Source organism: Komagataeibacter sp. FNDCF1, from assembly GCF_021295335.1.
Lineage (GTDB): Bacteria > Pseudomonadota > Alphaproteobacteria > Acetobacterales > Acetobacteraceae > Komagataeibacter.
In genome coordinates this window covers 1,581,135-1,598,155 of the sequence record NZ_JAIWOT010000001.1, presented here as the reverse complement: position 1 = coordinate 1,598,155, position 17,021 = coordinate 1,581,135, and the positions used below count along the sequence as shown (strand labels likewise).

14 protein-coding genes and 2 pseudogenes are annotated in these 17,021 nt (G+C 61.5%); 4 read left to right on the top strand and 12 right to left on the bottom strand.

Annotated features, from left to right (window positions below; all coding sequences use genetic code 11):
• Nucleotides 1-75: 75 nt before the first annotated feature.
• From LDL32_RS07565 to LDL32_RS07555, 3 genes are all read right to left on the bottom strand, one after another.
• Nucleotides 76-1,587: an aldehyde dehydrogenase family protein gene (locus LDL32_RS07565; RefSeq protein WP_233065717.1), complete on the bottom strand. Its 1,512-nt coding sequence runs from the start codon at nucleotides 1,585-1,587 to the stop codon at nucleotides 76-78.
• Between the two features lie 550 nt (nucleotides 1,588-2,137).
• The gene (locus LDL32_RS07560) at nucleotides 2,138-2,356 is read right to left on the bottom strand and encodes a hypothetical protein (RefSeq protein WP_233065716.1); all 219 of its coding nucleotides are present in this window, start codon (nucleotides 2,354-2,356) and stop codon (nucleotides 2,138-2,140) included.
• A 510-nt stretch (nucleotides 2,357-2,866) separates the two neighbouring features.
• The gene (locus LDL32_RS07555; protein ID WP_233068768.1) at nucleotides 2,867-3,949 is read right to left on the bottom strand and encodes an aromatic ring-hydroxylating dioxygenase subunit alpha; all 1,083 of its coding nucleotides are present in this window, start codon (nucleotides 3,947-3,949) and stop codon (nucleotides 2,867-2,869) included.
• Nucleotides 3,950-4,072: 123 nt separating this feature from the next.
• On the opposite strand from LDL32_RS07555, the gene LDL32_RS07550 reads away from it, so the two are divergent.
• A complete protein-coding gene (locus LDL32_RS07550; RefSeq protein WP_370636659.1) occupies nucleotides 4,073-4,954 on the top strand; it encodes a LysR family transcriptional regulator in 882 nt (293 codons plus the stop codon).
• Nucleotides 4,955-5,042: 88 nt separating this feature from the next.
• Here LDL32_RS07550 and LDL32_RS07545 read toward each other — a convergent pair whose 3' ends face one another.
• A complete protein-coding gene (locus LDL32_RS07545; protein WP_233065711.1) occupies nucleotides 5,043-6,020 on the bottom strand; it encodes an O-fucosyltransferase family protein in 978 nt (325 codons plus the stop codon).
• Nucleotides 6,021-6,032: 12 nt separating this feature from the next.
• Between LDL32_RS07545 and LDL32_RS07540 the strand changes: the two genes are divergently transcribed.
• Nucleotides 6,033-6,317: a hypothetical protein gene (locus tag LDL32_RS07540; RefSeq protein ID WP_233065708.1), complete on the top strand. Its 285-nt coding sequence runs from the start codon at nucleotides 6,033-6,035 to the stop codon at nucleotides 6,315-6,317.
• 485 nt (nucleotides 6,318-6,802) lie between these two features.
• Nucleotides 6,803-7,357 (top strand): hypothetical protein, encoded by a 555-nt coding sequence (locus LDL32_RS07535; protein ID WP_233065706.1) that lies wholly within the window; start codon nucleotides 6,803-6,805, stop codon nucleotides 7,355-7,357.
• Between the two features lie 111 nt (nucleotides 7,358-7,468).
• On the opposite strand, the pseudogene LDL32_RS07530 reads toward LDL32_RS07535, so the two are convergent.
• Nucleotides 7,469-7,948 (bottom strand): annotated as a pseudogene (locus LDL32_RS07530) (glutathione binding-like protein); the annotation flags it as partial.
• A gap of 72 nt (nucleotides 7,949-8,020) precedes the next feature.
• Here LDL32_RS07530 and LDL32_RS07525 point away from each other — a divergent pair.
• Nucleotides 8,021-8,857, top strand: a complete 837-nt coding sequence (locus LDL32_RS07525; protein ID WP_048856220.1) for an IS5 family transposase — start codon at nucleotides 8,021-8,023, stop codon at nucleotides 8,855-8,857.
• A gap of 18 nt (nucleotides 8,858-8,875) precedes the next feature.
• Here LDL32_RS07525 and LDL32_RS18120 read toward each other — a convergent pair.
• From LDL32_RS18120 to LDL32_RS07490, 7 genes and pseudogenes are all read right to left on the bottom strand, one after another.
• A pseudogene (locus LDL32_RS18120) lies at nucleotides 8,876-9,010 on the bottom strand (glutathione S-transferase); the annotation flags it as partial.
• A 130-nt stretch (nucleotides 9,011-9,140) separates the two neighbouring features.
• On the bottom strand, nucleotides 9,141-10,592 hold the full coding sequence (locus tag LDL32_RS07515; protein ID WP_233065704.1) for a hypothetical protein: 1,452 nt from the start codon (nucleotides 10,590-10,592) through the stop codon (nucleotides 9,141-9,143).
• Nucleotides 10,593-10,745: 153 nt separating this feature from the next.
• A complete protein-coding gene (locus tag LDL32_RS07510; RefSeq protein ID WP_233068765.1) occupies nucleotides 10,746-11,495 on the bottom strand; it encodes a copper resistance protein B in 750 nt (249 codons plus the stop codon).
• Between the two features lie 134 nt (nucleotides 11,496-11,629).
• A complete protein-coding gene (locus LDL32_RS07505; RefSeq protein ID WP_233065702.1) occupies nucleotides 11,630-13,570 on the bottom strand; it encodes a copper resistance system multicopper oxidase in 1,941 nt (646 codons plus the stop codon).
• A gap of 78 nt (nucleotides 13,571-13,648) precedes the next feature.
• On the bottom strand, nucleotides 13,649-14,026 hold the full coding sequence (locus tag LDL32_RS07500; protein WP_233065700.1) for a hypothetical protein: 378 nt from the start codon (nucleotides 14,024-14,026) through the stop codon (nucleotides 13,649-13,651).
• A 134-nt stretch (nucleotides 14,027-14,160) separates the two neighbouring features.
• Nucleotides 14,161-14,502: a metal-sensitive transcriptional regulator gene (locus tag LDL32_RS07495; protein WP_233065698.1), complete on the bottom strand. Its 342-nt coding sequence runs from the start codon at nucleotides 14,500-14,502 to the stop codon at nucleotides 14,161-14,163.
• A 99-nt stretch (nucleotides 14,503-14,601) separates the two neighbouring features.
• The gene (locus LDL32_RS07490) at nucleotides 14,602-16,980 is read right to left on the bottom strand and encodes a heavy metal translocating P-type ATPase (protein ID WP_233065696.1); all 2,379 of its coding nucleotides are present in this window, start codon (nucleotides 16,978-16,980) and stop codon (nucleotides 14,602-14,604) included.
• Nucleotides 16,981-17,021: the final 41 nt, after the last annotated feature.

Sequence of the window (17,021 nt, the reverse complement as noted above, 5' to 3'; positions counted from 1 at the left end):
GACGGCCGAGCCGGTAAACCCGGCCCGGCCGTCCTGCCTGTCGCTCAGGGTGTGGCGGTTTTCACCGCCCCGGCATCAAAAGAAGCCGCGCTTCTTCTCGCTGTAGCTGACCAGCATGTTCTTGGTCTGCTGGTAGTGTTCGAGCACCATCTTGTGGGTCTCGCGTCCGATGCCGGACTTCTTGTAGCCACCAAATGCCGCATGCGCGGGATAGACATGGTAGCAGTTGATCCATACGCGACCCGCTTCAAGCCCGCGGCCCATGCGGTAGCAGGTGTTGGCATCGCGGCTCCACACACCCGAGCCAAGGCCGAAGGGGGTGTCGTTGGCGATGGCCAGCGCTTCTTCTTCCGTCTTGAAGGTGGTCACGGCCAGAACCGGGCCAAAGATTTCTTCCTGGAAGATGCGCATCTTGTTGTCGCCCTTGAACACGGTCGGCTGCACGTAGCACCCGTTGTTCAGGTCGCCACCAAGGTCGGGACGGCCGCCACCGGTCAGCAGCTGGGCGCCTTCGCCCTTGCCGATATCGATGTAGGACAGGATCTTTTCCTGATGACCGTGGGAGTTCTGGGCACCCATCATGGTGTTGGGGTCCAGCGGGTTGCCCTGGCGGATCGCCTTGATGCGGGGCAGGGTGCGTTCCATGAACTTCTCGTAGATCGATTCATGCACCAGCGCACGGCTGGGGCAGGAGCAGATCTGGCCCTGGTTGAGCGCGAACATGGTGAAGCCTTCGATCGCCTTGTCCAGGTAATCGTCATCCTTGTCCATGATGTCGGCAAAGAAGATGTTCGGCGACTTGCCACCCAGTTCCAGCGTTGCCGGGATCAGGTGTTCGGCGGCAGCATGCGCGATCATCTTGCCGGTCGGGGTGGAACCGGTGAAGGCGATCTTGGCAATGCGGTCGCTGTTGGACAGGGCGGCGCCCACGTCGCGGCCCAGGCCGTTGACGATGTTCAGCGTGCCGGGCGGGAACAGGTCACCGATCAGTTCCATCAGCACCAGCATGGAAGCGGGCGTGCTTTCGGCGGGCTTCATGACCACGCAGTTACCGGCGACCAGTGCGGGGGCCAGCTTCCACGAACCCATCAGCAGCGGGAAGTTCCACGGAATGATCTGGGCCACGACGCCTAGCGGTTCGTGGAAATGGTAGGCGATGGTGGTGGCGTCGATCTCGCTCAGCGTGCCTTCCTGCGCACGGATGCAGCCGGCGAAGTAACGGAAATGGTCGATGGCCAGCGGGATGTCGGCGGTCAGCGTCTCGCGGATGGGCTTGCCGTTGTCCCATGTCTCGGCGCGGGCGAGAAGATCAAGGTTCTTCTCCATGATGTCCGCTGCCTTGAGCAGGATCAGCGCGCGGTCGGCCGGCGCCATCTCACCCCATGCGGCCTTGGCCTTGTGCGCGGCATCCAGTGCCAGTTCCACGTCGGCTGCGGTGGAAGCAGGCACTTCGCACAGCACGCGGCCATCCACGGGGGAGGTATTGGTCAGGTAATGACCATCAACGGGGGCCACCCATTTGCCGCCAATATAGTTGCCATAGCGGGACTTGAACGGCGGGGCCGCCGTAAGGCTGTCTACTGACATGAGAATATTCCTTCAGTACAATTCTTCAGAAACCATGTAAAACGCAGAGAATGCATGATATTTATGCGCGTTTCCCGTTTCTGAAAGTATAAACAAGGCGAAGGCATGGTGTGCCCCCTGGTACGGTGCGGCATGGAAAATATTCATGGCCGGATCCAGAATCACAGATCATGATCATATGGATCAGGTGGGCATGATTTCCCTCCAGACTGCACGGTATCCCGGACACGCCCCGGTGCAGTATCGGGGAACCATCTGTATTCATCGATATATAGACCGGACTGGTACGGCAAGCGCAAAACAGGTAACGTAACCGTGAGGTGTGCATCTGGTGCCATAAGGAACACAGTGTAAAATTATATATATCAACAGGTTATGAATGTAGGAAAATAAAATATATTCAGGTGTTTATGAATCTGGCGGGTTGGTGAAATGCATCCCGTCATCGCCTTTCCTGAGTCGGGCGGCATCCGTGGCGTGCCGGATCGCATGCGGTCGGTGCCGCGTGTGGCCGCAGGTCCTGTCTGTTACCGGTCGGCTGATATGTTTTTTATTTCGTGACCTGCATGTCGCACGGAGGCACAGCATGAGCCAGTCCGACCATGAGGAGTGTACACCCGGCCTGCGTGCCGCAATCGTTGAATGCGCGCCCCATGGTCAGGGTCGTCAATGCCACCGTGGCCGGATCAGGGTCCGGGTCGGTCAGTTCAGGATCATGACTGCCCGTGTCCCCATGTTTCAGCACCGGCACAGGCAGCCCGGCGGGCATGATCATTTCTTCCGCTGGTGTTTTCCCCACTGGCATTTGCCGCATGGCACGTGGTGCCACGAATGCGAAAAAAGGGCCCTGGTACGGGCCCATCTGGCCGTCAGGCGTGACAAGGGCGTTATGGTCATCCAGCCCTTACACACCAACCACTTTTCAGAAATTCCACCATGTGGTCGGTGGCGGGATCGCATTGCCGTGCTTTGATGCAATGCGCCTGCACCCTGCGTGTCAGCGCCATCAGATGGTCCTGCTCGGCCCGGGGCAGCACGAACGGAATGGTGATAGCAGCAGCACGTCCGCCCCTGCGTCCCACCATCAGCCTTTCACCATGCCGGACCATAACCTGGCCGCACCGGTAGTGGTACTGCACGGTGCGCGCGTGGTGAAGGGATCAGTCATACGGGGTCCGGTTATCGTCCATGTGGCTGCCGTGGGCAGATGATACGCATGGATGCTGGCAAAGTCCTGTCCCCTGGATCGTAACCCGGCCTGACGCGCCGGAACATGGGTTCAGGAAATGAAGAAGCGGCTCAGCCCAAGGTCACGCAGCCCCCGGCGGTAGGCTATGGAACTGCGGTCGGCAGGGACATGGGCTTCCAGTTTCGGGTCAAGGGGCAGGCATTCCGGCTTCTGGGATTCGACAATGGCCTTGTCTTCCTCGAACACGCGCCGGTTGAAGTCATATACGTCCTGCACCGGCTGGTCGGTATCGAAATTGCGGCAGATGGGCACGAACAGACGTGTGATCCGTGCCGAAACCGGTGCGGCCGCATTCATGATCACCAGCCGCCCGTCATCGGGGAAATGAATGGTCAGGGTGGCGGTAAAGGGCAGGTGGGTGCGGAAATGACGCAGCCATTCAAACCCGGGGCGCCCCCGGTCGGCCAGCCCTATGGGGTAGTTGCTCACGGTGCTGCGGTATTCCACTTCAAACCCCTTGTCCGTCCGTACCGGCCTGTAGGCGGGCACGACCGGGTTGTTGGCATCGGCGAAGGTTGCGGTATGCACGAAGGCGAAATGGGCAACATCAAGAAAGCCCTCCATCTGCCGCCCGGCAAATCCGTGGATGTCGATGGACGGACATACGATCTGCTGGAAGCCCGCGTCATTCCAGTGTGGCATGAGGGGAATGTCGGCACTGGCGGATATCGTGGCGGCATCCCGTGGCCACTGGCCATCCGGCCGCAGGCAGGTCCATACCAGCCCGTAGCGTCTGACAACGGGATACGTCCGCAGGTTCATCCTGGACGGGATGGCGTTATCGGGATGCGCGGGAATACGCACGCAGCGCCCCGCCGCCCCGAAGCGGAAACCGTGATAGGCACAGGCGATGCCCGTGCCATCACCCGACCCCAGGCTGAGTGGCACGCCCCGATGGGGGCACAGGTCATGCGCGACGACAATGTCCTCTCCCGCGCGATAGACCACCAGCGGTTCATCCAGCAGCATGGCCGCGACCGGTCTGTCCCCGATGTCACGCTCAAGGGCGACAGGGTACCAGAAGCGCGCCAGGATCTTCCAGTCATCGGGTTCAAAGGTGCAGTTGCGCGGAAGCTGATCGGTAGCGGGGGCGGTTGTGGGCATGGCGGTCATCCCGGGGAAAGCATGGGTCACGGCTGATCTTTCCCGATCCGCCCGTTCGCGTATATATCATAATATCGTTTTGACCGTTCGCAAAAAGAGAGCGGGTGTACCATGCCGGTTTTTTCACGTTTCATGCGTTATTTCATGGTGGTGGCCCGGTTCGGCTCCATTCGCCGCGCATCCGAGGAACTGCGCATCGCCGCATCCGCCATAGACCGGCAGATACTCAACGGTGAAGCAGCACTGGGCGTGCCGCTGTTCGAGCGGCTGCCATCGGGCCTGCGCCTGACGCCCGCGGGTGAATGCCTGCTGGCGGAGGGACGGAACTGGACCCGCGGCATGGAGCGGGTACGCCAGCAGATTGCCGACCTGCAGGGCCTGCGGCGGGGGCATGTGACAGTCGCCATGATCTCGGCCCTTGCCTGTGGCCCGATGCCCCGCCTGTTCCGCGCGCTGCGCCAGAGCCATCCGGGCATTACCATCCGGGCCAACATACTCGATAACCGGGATATCGCCGCCGCCATAACCGCAGGAAAGGCCGATTATGGCCTGATGCTGGACCCGCCCATGATGCGGGATCTGGTGGTGGTGGGCAGTTCCCCTGTTTCACTGGGGTTTGTGACCCTGCCCGGCCACCCCCTTGCGGCGCGGCAGGGTGCGCGGATCAGCCAGTGTGCGAATTATGCGCTTGTCATGCCCGAGGCGCCGCTGGCCCTGCGCCATGAACTGGATGTGCTGCTGGCGGGGCTGGACATGCCCATCTCGGTCGCGGCCTCGGCGGATAATATCCAGATGCTCAGATCCCTTGTGGCCGAGGGACTGGGGGCAGGCATACTGAGCAGTCTGGACGTGATGGAAGAAGTGCGGGCGGGAACCCTGTGCTTTACACCGATTACGGACAGGCGTCTTTCACCCATGATGCTGGCGCTGGTCACAAACCGCACGCGCCCGGCCTCGTTCGCGGGGCGGCTGGTCATGGGGGAGATGACGCGGTGTTTTTTCGAACGGACATGAACCATTCCCATCGGGGAGCACGCCCGGCCTCCGGCAGATGGCGGCCGGGATGGAAACCGTGCAGACCCCGGCGCAGGTATCGCAATTTTTATGAAAATCTGCGTTTTTCATAAAAATACAGGGTCATGCACAACAGTTTCCCCTGCCTGCTTCGCGACTGGCAGTTCTCACCATCATGCGCCATGACGGTATCCTGCGTGTCGGAAAACCGTCCGGCGTAGATGCACCCCGTATTGAACATGGCAGGGCCGGTTACGCGTACGCCAAACCCACGGATGGGCAGGGACTGGCCATAGGTTCCGGCATACGTGCCGCTGCGGTGCCAGTCGCTCCATGTATTGTCATGAAGCAGCACACGGTATTCAAGCAGGGGAGACGTGTCGGGTGCGTGCAGGGCAAATCCTTCAATATGCCGGGCGGCCGGTCCGTCGGGCGCACCCGCCACCAGTTCGCCACTGTGCAGGCCCCTTGTCGCGCAGTTCGTGCTTTCGAAATCGCCGATGATCGCGATATGGGCCTGTAATGTCATGGCAACGTGCAGGCGGGTGGCGGGCGGTGGGAAGAGCGGTGCGCGTCTGTAAAGCATGTCGCAGGCAGCGGCGGGGTCCATGCCGGTACCATTATCGCGCCGTTCCACAATGCTCCGCCCCGGTGCGTTGTATATGTAATGGCCCGAAAATGATGCGCGCTGGCGGCAGAATTTCTCAAACCCCACAAAGCATGAAAAGGTCGAACGGCTGGTTCCGATAAAAAAGGGGGATGCCAGGGCCACTTCAAAATCCACCATGGAAAGCAGCAGGTTTTCCATGCTGTCCATACTGATGAAGTCCGATTTCCAGTAGAGTCTGACATTATGCCTGTGCAGGATGCTTTCCCGTATGGTTTCCTTGCTGGCAGGCAGGTTCCGTTCATCACACAGCACATAGGCGGAAGAAAAATCGCTTCCGAACAGGGCCCGGGTCCTGATTATTATTTCATCCGGGGTGGGCAGGTTTCTCTCGTTTTTGCCTGAAGCCGTTTCCAGTACTGTATTGGTATAGGTTTCCCAGTCTTTTTCTATACGCATCTGCACACAGAAATGGATGCCCATGTCCTGATGTATTTTTTTATTTATTTCATCTTTTATTGCCATCACCTTGCTGGTTGGCCGCAGGTTATGGACCAGCTGGCAGGTCAGGCCGGTCAGCGCAGCCGGGCCCTGCCGGCCGGTCGCACCGAATATTTCGGCACCTTCCATGAAGGAATGCCAACCATCGACAGCTTCGAAATCGTGGTCCGTCGTCCATTTTATGGAAAATGCGTCCAGTATCCGGGTTATTTCAGGAACCCGGAATACTTCCCGGAATGGAAAGATTCTGTCTGATGTCCTGCCAATTTCATAAGAAAGGAAAGGCGGCAGACAGACCGGTCTGTTTTCTCTCAGCGCCCTGTGTACCAGCCCGATAAAGGCTATTTTCTGGTTGGTCAGGCCCAGATTGATACCGTTATATCCGATTGGCGTCATGTCCGTATCCCGGGAATCATACGGTTTTTCATAGGATGGATATGTTTATAAATTGTTTCATCCGGATGAAGCGGGTATGCGGGCGGCCTGCATCAACGACGGGGATACGGATCTGTACACGCGGGCGGGACGGCATTTTTTATCATGCAACGGCCGTTTCAGAACGGGATGCTGCAAGACAGGGCATGACCATTGCGGACTGGCCCGTAAACCACGCACGGCGCGGCTGTCATCGTGTGCCGCATGTCTTTCCCGCCGAGGCCAGCATGCCGGACTGATCGGATTGGCCATCCGCAGATCCATATCATATAGGATACAGTCACTGGATGCATGAAGGGAACGGTATGGGCGTGAATATGAAACGGGGAATGCTGGTGGCCATGCTGGCGCTGGCCCCCTGTGGCGTGGGCACGCAGGTGCGGGCGGCGGAGCCGGGCACGCAGGACGCCCGGAACACATGTAATGGCGCAATGGCAGAACTGCCCGATGACCTGCGTGACTGGGCTGCCCCCGCGCCCGTGATGGCTGCGGTGAACGGGGCGGGGATGAAGAACGTGATCCTGATGCCCGGTCGTGCGGTCATGGCCCGGCTTCATCCGGTAGAGGAGGTAAAATATGCCCTGCCACCCACGCACCCGGCGGCTCAGGGCAGTTCAGGTGGCATGGTGGTGTTTGAAGCCCCCATGCCGGGCACATACCGGATCATGCTGGGTGCCAGGGCATGGCTGGACGTGGTGCGCGCGGGGGAGGCGATTGCCTCCGTTCACCATGAGCACGGTCCGGTATGCAGCGGGATCGGGAAAATGGTGGACTTTGAGCTGCCTGCCGGGCGATCCGTCATCGAACTGAGCGCAGGCACAGGCCCCGAGATCGAAATCATGGTGATTGCCGTCCCGTAAACGCCTGCCCGTGCATGACTGTGGTCTGGCATATGTCCGATGCGGGGCGGGCGCCCACCAGCCAGCAACGGGCCGGCAGGGGACGGTACGCCCCTGCCATCCCTGTCCGGATCAGGCCAGGCCTTCCGCTTTCAGGGCTTTCTGCGCGGCCGGGCGGGCAAAAACCCGTTCCTGCAGGGCGGCAGCTTTCGGATAGGCCGAGATATCCACGTTCACATGCGGGGCCCAGCTCAGGATAACCGCGATCAGGGCATCCGCCTGCGTGAAGCCGGTCGGCAGGAAATAGCCGTTGCTGCTGGCTTCCAGTGCGGCTTCAAGCTGGCCCATCCGGCGCGCGATCCCGGCCAGAAGCCGCGCACGCAGCACATCGGGCACATCCGGTGCGAAAAGCGGGCCAAAGGCACCATGCACATCCTCGCAGAAGCCCAGCGCTTCAAGCAGCCGGGCCTGTTCCACCGAACCGGCAGGCGGGCGGAAGGCGGCAATGTCCGACTGCTCGCCAATATAGGGCAGGACCGCAACATTCTGGGTCAGGACGACACCGGGGGCGATTTCCAGTGCAGGCACCGCACCACGCGGGTTTATCTTAAGAGCCCGATCCGAAAGTTTTTGAACAATACCAGCCTGTTGTGATTCATCCGTCTTTGCAGAGAGATGGAGTGAATGGTGACATGGACTGGTATTGCCCGGCGCGAGTATAGCCGGGAAAGATTGCGATATCCATCGGACATGACGGACGGGGAGTGGACTTTGATCATGCCATTTGTGCCCCCGGCGAAACGGGGCGGTCGTCCGCGCACGACGGATATGCGCGAGGTGGTCAATGCGATGCTCTACATAGCCTCGGCCGGGTGTGCGTGGCGTCTGCTGCCGAAATGCTTTCCGCCGGTCTCGACCATCAGGCGCTATTTTTACGCCTGGCGTGATGCCGGAGTGTTCGAGGTCATGAATACGGTGCTGGTCATGAGCCTGCGCGAGATCGAGGGACGTGACGCCTCTCCGAGCGCGGGCGTGATTGACAGCCAGTCGGTGAAAACCACGGAAAGCGGCGGGATTTCGGGCTATGACGCGGGGAAGAAGGTCAAGGGCCGCAAGCGCCATATCGTGACGGATACCTGCGGCTTCCTGATCTTTCTCCTCGTTCATGCCGCTGATATCCAGGACCGTGATGGGGCCGTTGATGTTCTGGCAGCGATACGCAGGCGCTTTCCCTGGCTGCGCCACATCTTCGCTGATGGCGGCTATGCTGGCGACAAATTGCGATCCGCGCTCGCCTCCATGGGAAAATGGACCCTCGAAATCATCAGGCGGTCCGATACGGTGAAGGGTTTTCAGATCCTGCCGCGTCGCTGGGTGGTGGAACGGACATTCGCATGGCTGGGACGATGCAGGCGGCTCGCCAAAGATTGGGAACAATCCATTGCTTCCTCAACCGCATGGACATTGATCGCCTCAATCCGAATGCTCACACGACGGACAGCAAGGCATTGTCAGGGTTGAAAAACTTTCGGATCGGGCTCTAAGATAATCACGCCCGTCCGCCGTTTTCTTGGCTTTCAGGTCCACCTGTTCCAGGCTGTAGGGCAGGCCGGTTTCATTCAGGATGATATGTGAGGCGAGAGAACAGGCGCCCGGAGCATAATAAAGCTTCATGGTAATATTATCCCTTCTGTCGACATGTTTGCCTGGTGCCCGGTCAGGGGTACCGTCTGTGGCGGAGAGGCGAAGGGTGGCACATGCACCGGGGGGATGAGAAGCAGCGCGACCGGGTGGCAGCCTTTACCTATCCATGGGGCATGGGGGCGAGCGGGATCAGTTTCCAGCCCCCGTGCGTGTAGAGTGCTGGCGCATCATCATCGCTGTCATATATTTCCATGCCCGGCTGCGGCGCGGGAAGGGTGCGGATCCGCGCGCGCGTCATGACGGGCATCCGCGCGGGGGCGGCGGAGACGAGTGTTCCGTCATCCCTTATGCTCAGCACGGTTGCGCCCCGTACCCTGTAGGTCAGGGTGTGCAGGGCACTGTCATAGCCCAGAAGATGGTTGTTCCGTCCCCCCGTCGTGCCATCCGCCGAGAAATCCAGGTAACTGTCGCGCTGTGTGCGGGTAAAGACATGCACGCCGTCCAGATAGGGCAGTACGCTGAAATCCAGTGCCGCATTGTACACCGGCGCATCGCCCGTAAGCAGGGTGCCAAAGGCCACGGGAATGCGTTTTCCCGTCCTGGGGTCGGCCGGCATGCCCCTGTCGGGGGCATGCAGCATGTCGGGCTGGTAGCTGATGCAGATCATGCACCCGACCTGCATGAGCATGCGGCCGTTGAACGCCCATGCCAGGGTCCCGTCGGGTATGGCATGCCCGGTGTCGGGGCTGGTGATCTGCGCCGGGTCCGCTGTCACGGCAAAGGGCGGGGGCATGCCGCCCGACACACCGCCGCGCACGGCGATGAAGGAGTAGAGCGTGCCGTCAATCCCGGCCTCCACCGCATCTCCCTGCCTGTAGGTGTGGGCCGCCTGCCATTGCGTGCCATAGCCACCGCCACTGTTCCATGTGGAAAACACGAAGCCATGCCGCAACGCTGCCATCGGGTTATGGGCGGAGGCCGGACTGTCATTGCCAAAACCCGACAGGTCCCATTCCCCCACCCATTCCTGTGTATCATGCGCGCGCAGCATCTCGTTGGTCAGTTCCTCGATCACGCTCAGGTTGCCCCATGTCCATGCAGTGCCATGGCGGTAGGCATTGGACTGGAGCGCGATATCAAAACTGCCTGCCGCCGCCTGGCTGAAACCGTTGAGGTCCAGGCGCAGCGTGGACGTATTGCCCTGATAGCCCCTGACCGGGTTGAACGCCGTGTCCACGCCGGTCGTGGAATAGAACCAGACATTGTTCTGGTCGGGATGGAGGGGGCCGTTGTAGCGATTTTCAAACTGGCTGAACAAATTGGATGTCAGGCGCATGTTATTTTGCGTATAACGGTAAAGCGACACGCCGTTGCGCGCGCTTTCAACCACCCTGCCGTCTTCTGGGGTATTGGCGTCCGGCTGTTCGTCGGCGTGGATCAGGTGTGCGGGGGCGCCTGCAATGTCATGTGCGGGAATATTGCCGGAAGGGATGATCTCGATATCGTAATTATCTGCGCAGGAACCATTTTTACTTACTGTAATGGGCAGTATGCAGATGATAATGACGTAATTGATATTAAAGAAACTGCGCCGGGCGATCCTGGGGGGCATCGGGAAATTCCATTTCGGAGCATGGGGAACAGACCCATCATTTCCTGAAAATCTTTCGGTTCGGTTGATGGCGCGCAGCCTTTCCGCCCCGCATATGCCCGCAAGGCCCCTGCCGGTGCAGGACCGGCAGGGCGTGCTTGTGGTGCAGGCGTATCAGAACCAGCCACGAACGCCGAAGCTGAACCGCAGCGAACCTGTCTCATCATGCTGGTCGTGCACGATCCGGCGCGCCTGTGTCAGGTAACCGGAATAGGATACGGCAACATAGGGTGCGAATTTGCGCCATATTTCATAACGCAGCCGCAGCCCGGTATCGACATCGGACAGCCCCGCGCCAACCTGCCGCGCGGGATCGGATTTTGTATAGAGGTTGAATTCCGCCTGGGGCTGCAGGATCAGCCGGTTGGTCAGCAGGAAATCATATGAACCCTCGATCCGGGTGGCAAACCGGCCCCGGTCACTGACATAGGCCGTGGCCTGGAATTCGAACTGGTAAAGGGCAAGCCCCTGCACCCCCAGCGCGCCCCATGTGCGGGTCGGGCCGTCATCAATATCCGCGCGCACGCCGCCCTGCAGGTTGAAATAGGATGAGATTGCCCGGCTGTACAGCAGTTCATGATCCCCGTCATGCAGCCGCCCCCGTTCCAGAGTACCTTCCGATTTCAGCCAGATTCTATTGTAGTCGGTGCCGTACCACGCTTCCCCATCCCAGCGGAAGTCCGTTCCATTGGGGGAATAACGTCCCTCCAGTTCATCCATGATGCCGTGGAAGTAGCGGGCATGGTCCATGACCGGTTTCATGTTGCCCAGATAGACCACCGGCGTGGTGGATGGCGCATCGGCGGCATGATAGGCGGGAGCGCGACGGGGCCCCTTGTGAATGGCCATGCCCGTGGCAACCATGCTGGTGCTGGTGCTGGTGCTGGTGCTGGTGCTGGTGCTGGTGCTGGTGCTGCCTGGACTGGTGGGCTGCGCCAGTGCGGTCGCGCCCATGCCGGATGACAGTGACAGCAGGGCCACGATCTGGATCACGCGCCTCATTCCACGATCACCGTGCGGAACATGCCCAGTTCCATATGTAGCATCAGATGGCAGTGATAGGCCCACATGCCCGGCGCATCGGCGGTGACCAGATAGCTCAGCCGGGAGCCGGGCTGGGAGATGATGGTGTGCTTGTACGGGCGGTAATCCCCCTGTCCGTTTTCCAGTTCGCTCCACAGCCCATGCAGGTGGATCGGGTGTTCCATCATCGTGTCATTGATCAGGGTAAAGCGCACCCGTTCGTTGCGCTTCAGGCGGATTGGCCCGGATTCGGAAAACTTCCGGCCATTGAAGCCCCATATGTAGCGTTCCATGTTGCCGGTCAGGTGCAGGATGATCTCACGCGTGGGCGGGCGCGGGTCCGTGCCGGGCCGGGTGGCGCGCAGCTGCCGGTAATTCAGCACGCGGCGGCCATTGTTCTCCAGCCCGTCGCCGGGGCTGCCCAAGCGGTTGACCGGCATGCGGGCCACATTCTGGTTTTCCACGTTCAGTGGCGGTGGTCCCGGGTCATCGATTTCCAGCACGGGCGTATCCGCAGGCATGGCATGTCCCTTGTCCATACCCGGCATGCTGTCGTCCATTTCCATGTCCGACATGTCCATGTCCTGCATGTCGTGGCCCTGTTTCATGCCCGTCATGTCCATGGGCTTCGTGGCGTGGTCCGGCTTCGTATCCGGCATGTCCATATGCTGCATGCCGTGGTCCGGCTTCATGTCCGCCATGTCCGTGTGCTGCATGGTGTGGCCCGGTGTTTCGTCCGGCATGGCCATGCCCTTCATGCCGCTGCCCGGTTTCATGTCGCCCATGCCCATATCGACCATGGTGCGCACCGGGCGCGGGTCCATGGGCGGGATCGGGCCGACCATGCCGGGGCGGGGGGCCAGCGTGCCGCGGGCATGGCCGGTGCGGTCCTCGCTCTGGGCAAAGATGGTATAGGCCGTGTTCTCGCGTGGCTGGACGATCACGTCATAGGTTTCCGCCACCCCGATGCGGAATTCGTCCACCGGCACGGGTTCGACTTCGTTGCCGTCCGCCTGCACCACCAGCATTTCCAGCCCCGGTATGCGGATATCGAAAAAGGTCATGGACGATGCATTGATGAAGCGCAGCCGTACCCGCTCGCCGGGGCGGAACAGTCCGCTCCAGTTCATGTCCGGGGCATGACCGTTCATGAGATAGGTGTAGATGATGCCGGTCACATCTGAAATATCGGTTGCCGCCATGCGCATGCGTGACCAGGCCAGCCGGTCCCTTAGCGCAGGCAGCAGGCCGCCCGCCGCCCGTGCGTCATGCGCAAGGGAGGCTGCCGTACGCTGGCGGAAGACATAGTAGTCATCCTGCATCTTGAGATTGCTGATCATGTCCATGGGGGACACATCCGTCCATTCGGACAGTACGATCACGTAATCGCGCGCGCAGGCATGGGGGTCGGGGCGCAGGGGGTCGATCACCACCGCACCGTACAGCCCCTGTGCCTCCTGCATGCCGGAATGGCTGTGGTACCAGTAGGTTCCGCTCTGGCTTACGGGAAAGCGGTAGGTAAAGCTTTCACCCGGCGGGATGCCGGTAAAGCTCAGCCCCGGTACGCCATCCATGTTGTACGGCAGGCGGATGCCGTGCCAGTGGATGGATGTATCTTCATCCCTGAGCGTATTGGTTACCGTCAGGGCAAGCGTATCCCCCTCCCGCCAGCGCAGGATGGGGCCGGGGACCTGCCCCCCGATGCAGGGAGCATGGAGTGTCTTGTCATCAATCGTGATGCGGGTGCGGCCGACATTCAGGTTCCATGCGGCACGGGATGTGGCTGGAACCATGCCCGTGGGCCCGCCATGGGCATGGGACAGGCGGGGCAGGGCCGCGACAAGGCCGCCCGCGCCCAGCCCCGTCACGAAACGGCGGCGTGTCAGGCCACCGCGCATGCGCGTGGGAATATGCATGAGGAAAATCCGGAGGTGAAACGGTCAGGAACCCGGTGGCGCCAGGCCACCGGGGGCATGGAAGGTGCCCTGCGGCGCCTATGCGTTCCGGTTCCTTGGCGGGCGCAGCAGGGGCAGCCGGTCGCTGCCCGCGGGCTGGACCTGTCTGTGGGGTATGAAGGCCCCGTTACCCGCAATGGGGCGGGCAATCAGGTACGGCGTGGTGGGGGATGGAATATCCGTGGCCGCATGGACATGGCAGCATGTCTCGCTGCCCGATGGCTGCCTGTGGTGCATGTGCGCCATGTGCGTGGCATGGGCCGCCGCCGTCATGCATTGTGGTTCGTCGGTCTGTGTACAGGTGATCAGGGGCGTGCGGGCCTGCGCCGGTACGGGAATGGAACCGACCAGCAACCCGGCCTGTACCAGCAGCCAGGCCAGCAGACCAATCCAGATCCGGCCATGTGTCCTGACCATTCAGGGCTCCCGTGCACAGATGGACCACGCGCAAACACGGTTTTTATAATACCCATGGGGGGCATATGGAAAGCGTTTTCTCGGCTTTGCCGGTGTAACCGCGTATGGTGCCATGTACGGGCCCGTCGCATCTGTCAGCGGATCAGCTTGCGCACGATTTCCAGCATTTCCTCAATCACATCATCACCGCCATCCTCCAGTACTGCGGCGCGCACGCAGCCTTTGGCGTGGCTGGACAGGATCTGGATGGCGACCCCGTCCAGCGCGGCCTTTATGGCCGAGACCTGGGTCAGGATATCAACGCAGTAACGATCCTCCTCGATCATGTTCCGTACGCCGCCCATCTGGCCTTCGATACGGCGCATGCGGTTGATCAGGGCTTTCTTGTTGGGCTGTTCGACCTTTTTCCCGCCGGATGGCGGGGCACAGTGCGCGCAGTTGGCGGGTTCCTCTACAGCCTGCCGGTTATCGGCCATTCAATGTTCCTCCGGGTCATGTCGGGGCCACGATACCAGCCTGGGGTGGCCAATGCCACGCATGCCCGCCGGGCCGTGAAACCGGCGCCGGTCCGGAGTTCAGGCAACGGGGCGGGAGCGTGGTTTCCAGCGGTTGAGCAGGAGCGAGTTGCAGACAACGGATACGGAACTCATGGCCATGGCGGCCCCTGCCACAATCGGGTTGAGCAGCCCGAAAGCCGCCAGCGGCAGGCCGAGAATGTTGTAGATGAAGGCAAAGAACAGGTTCTGGCGGATCTTGGCGATCGTTGCGCGCGAGAGGGCAATGGCATCCGGCACACTGGCCAGTTCGCTACGCATCAGGATGATGTCGGCGGTATCCAGCGCAATGGCGGCCCCGCCCCCGATGGCGAAGCCGACATCCGCCGCCGCCAGCGCGGGGGCGTCGTTTATCCCATCCCCCACCATGCCGACCACGGCGTTTCCGGCGCGGTATTTCGTGACCGCCTGCGCCTTGTCGGCTGGCAGCACGCCCGCGCGGTAGTCATCCACCCCCACCTGGCGGGCCACCACCCGGGCCGTACGCGCGTTGTCACCCGTCAGCATGATGACCCTGATCCCGGCGGCCCTGAGCATGCTGACGGTTGCTGCCGCATCGGGGCGCAGCCGGTCGGACAGGGCGATGTAACCCATGAGCCGCCCATCCATGGCGACACCAATCGTGGTCTTGCCTTCCTGTTCCAGCCGGTCGGTCAGGGTGGTGTCCTGCACGACATTGCTGTCCGCCAGGAAGCGGGGTGAGCCAAGGCACGCCGTCACGCCGCTAATCCGCGCGGTAACCCCCATGCCCGGTATGGCGGTAAAATCCGTTGCGGGGGCCGCGGCCACGCCACCTGCCAGCGCATGCGCCACGATGGCGCGGGCCAGCGGGTGTTCGGAATTGTGTTCCAGCGCATGCGCCGTGGCCAGCAGGGCATGTTCCGTAACCCCGGGCATGGGCAGGACATCGCTCACATCCGGCCTGCCCTGTGTCAGCGTGCCGGTCTTGTCCATGATCAGGGTGGTCAGCTTCTGTGCCTGTTCCAGCGCATCGGCGTTGCGGAACAGGATGCCCGCCCGCGCACCCAGTCCGGTGCCCACCATGATGGCCGTAGGCGTTGCAAGACCCAGCGAGCACGGGCAGGCGATCACCAGAACCGATACGGCGGAGACGATGCTCCACCCCGCATTGCCGGTAACAAACCACCCTGCCAAAAGGGTCACAAGCGCGATGGCCAGTACGGTCGGCACGAAGATGCTGGATATCCTGTCCACCAGCCGCTGCACCGCGGCCTTCGACCCCTGGGCCTGCTCCACCATCCGCACGATATGGGCCAGCGCCGTGTCGCGGCCCACGCCGGTGGCTGTTGCGCGCAATGCGCCCGTGGTATTGGTTGTGCCGCCAAAGATTGTGCTGCCCGGCTGCTTGAGCACGGGCAGGCTCTCACCCGTCAGCATGGCTTCGTTGACATCCGATGCGCCCTGCGTGACCGTGCCATCGACCGGAATGTTCTCGCCGGGGCGGACAAGGAACACATCGCCCACGCGCATATCAGCCACGGGCCGGTCCACAACGGTATTCCCGACCTGCACATGGGCAAGCCGGGGCTGCAGCCGCAGAAGGCTTTCCAGACCCGCGCCAGTCTGGTTCCGTGCACGGTTTTCCATGAGCCTGCCCAGCGAGATCAGTGTGATGATCGTGACACTGGCCTCGAAGTAAACCGGCTGGCGCAGGCCCAGCATGATCACGACCGCACTGAAGCCATAGGCGATACCGGTGCCCAGCACGACCAGTACATCCATGTTCGCCCCGCCACCGCGCAGCGCATGCCATGCGCGCTGGTACATCTGCCGCGCGCAGTAGAACTGCACGGGCGTTGCCAGCATCCATTGCAGCCAGCCGGGCATCATGCGCATGGAGCCTGCCAGCATCAGCACCATCTGGACCCAGAAGGGAAGCGACAGCACAAGCGTCAGGCCAAACTGGCGGCATGCAGCGCGCCATTCCCGCATGCGTGCCGCGCGGGGGTCGACCTGTGGCATATCCTCAACGGGTTTCGCGCCGTAGCCCGCCTTTTCAATACGGGCGATCAGGGTTGCGGCATCGGTCACGCCAGGCACGAAAACGACATGCGCACGCCCGGTGGCAAGATTGACACTGACGTGTGTCAGGGGCAGGCGGCCCAGCACTTTCTCGATCCGGGCCGCGCAGGCCGCGCATGACATGCCGGTTATGGACAGGTCGATGGCCTGTTCCCCCACCGTAAATCCGGCCCTGCGGATGGCTGCGACCACGTTTTCCGGTGTAGCGTCAGGTGTGTCCAGCGTCACCTGCACGTGCCCGGTGGCAAGGTTGGCGGTGGCATGCACCCCTGCCTGCCGGTTCAGGACCTTTTCGATACGTGCGGCGCAGGCGGCGCATGACATGCCGCCAACAGGGAAAGCAAGGGTCTGGGGCATGGGTCCGCTCCGTCTGCACATCGTCCGGACGTTATACCCCC

Bases quoted from the DNA above. Each gene is read 5' to 3' on its own strand.
- LDL32_RS07565 (WP_233065717.1), bottom strand. From the start codon at position 1,587: ATGTCAGTAGACAGCCTTACGGCGGCCCCGCCGTTCAAGTCCCGCTAT.
- LDL32_RS07560 (WP_233065716.1), bottom strand. From the start codon at position 2,356: ATGCCCGCCGGGCTGCCTGTGCCGGTGCTGAAACATGGGGACACGGGC.
- LDL32_RS07555 (WP_233068768.1), bottom strand. From the start codon at position 3,949: ATGACCGCCATGCCCACAACCGCCCCCGCTACCGATCAGCTTCCGCGC.
- LDL32_RS07550 (WP_370636659.1), top strand. From the start codon at position 4,073: ATGCGTTATTTCATGGTGGTGGCCCGGTTCGGCTCCATTCGCCGCGCA.
- LDL32_RS07545 (WP_233065711.1), bottom strand. From the start codon at position 6,020: ATGCGTATAGAAAAAGACTGGGAAACCTATACCAATACAGTACTGGAA.
- LDL32_RS07540 (WP_233065708.1), top strand. From the start codon at position 6,033: ATGGATGCCCATGTCCTGATGTATTTTTTTATTTATTTCATCTTTTAT.
- LDL32_RS07535 (WP_233065706.1), top strand. From the start codon at position 6,803: ATGGGCGTGAATATGAAACGGGGAATGCTGGTGGCCATGCTGGCGCTG.
- LDL32_RS07525 (WP_048856220.1), top strand. From the start codon at position 8,021: ATGGTGACATGGACTGGTATTGCCCGGCGCGAGTATAGCCGGGAAAGA.
- LDL32_RS07515 (WP_233065704.1), bottom strand. From the start codon at position 10,592: ATGCCCCCCAGGATCGCCCGGCGCAGTTTCTTTAATATCAATTACGTC.
- LDL32_RS07510 (WP_233068765.1), bottom strand. From the start codon at position 11,495: ATGGTTGCCACGGGCATGGCCATTCACAAGGGGCCCCGTCGCGCTCCC.
- LDL32_RS07505 (WP_233065702.1), bottom strand. From the start codon at position 13,570: ATGCATATTCCCACGCGCATGCGCGGTGGCCTGACACGCCGCCGTTTC.
- LDL32_RS07500 (WP_233065700.1), bottom strand. From the start codon at position 14,026: ATGGTCAGGACACATGGCCGGATCTGGATTGGTCTGCTGGCCTGGCTG.
- LDL32_RS07495 (WP_233065698.1), bottom strand. From the start codon at position 14,502: ATGGCCGATAACCGGCAGGCTGTAGAGGAACCCGCCAACTGCGCGCAC.
- LDL32_RS07490 (WP_233065696.1), bottom strand. From the start codon at position 16,980: ATGCCCCAGACCCTTGCTTTCCCTGTTGGCGGCATGTCATGCGCCGCC.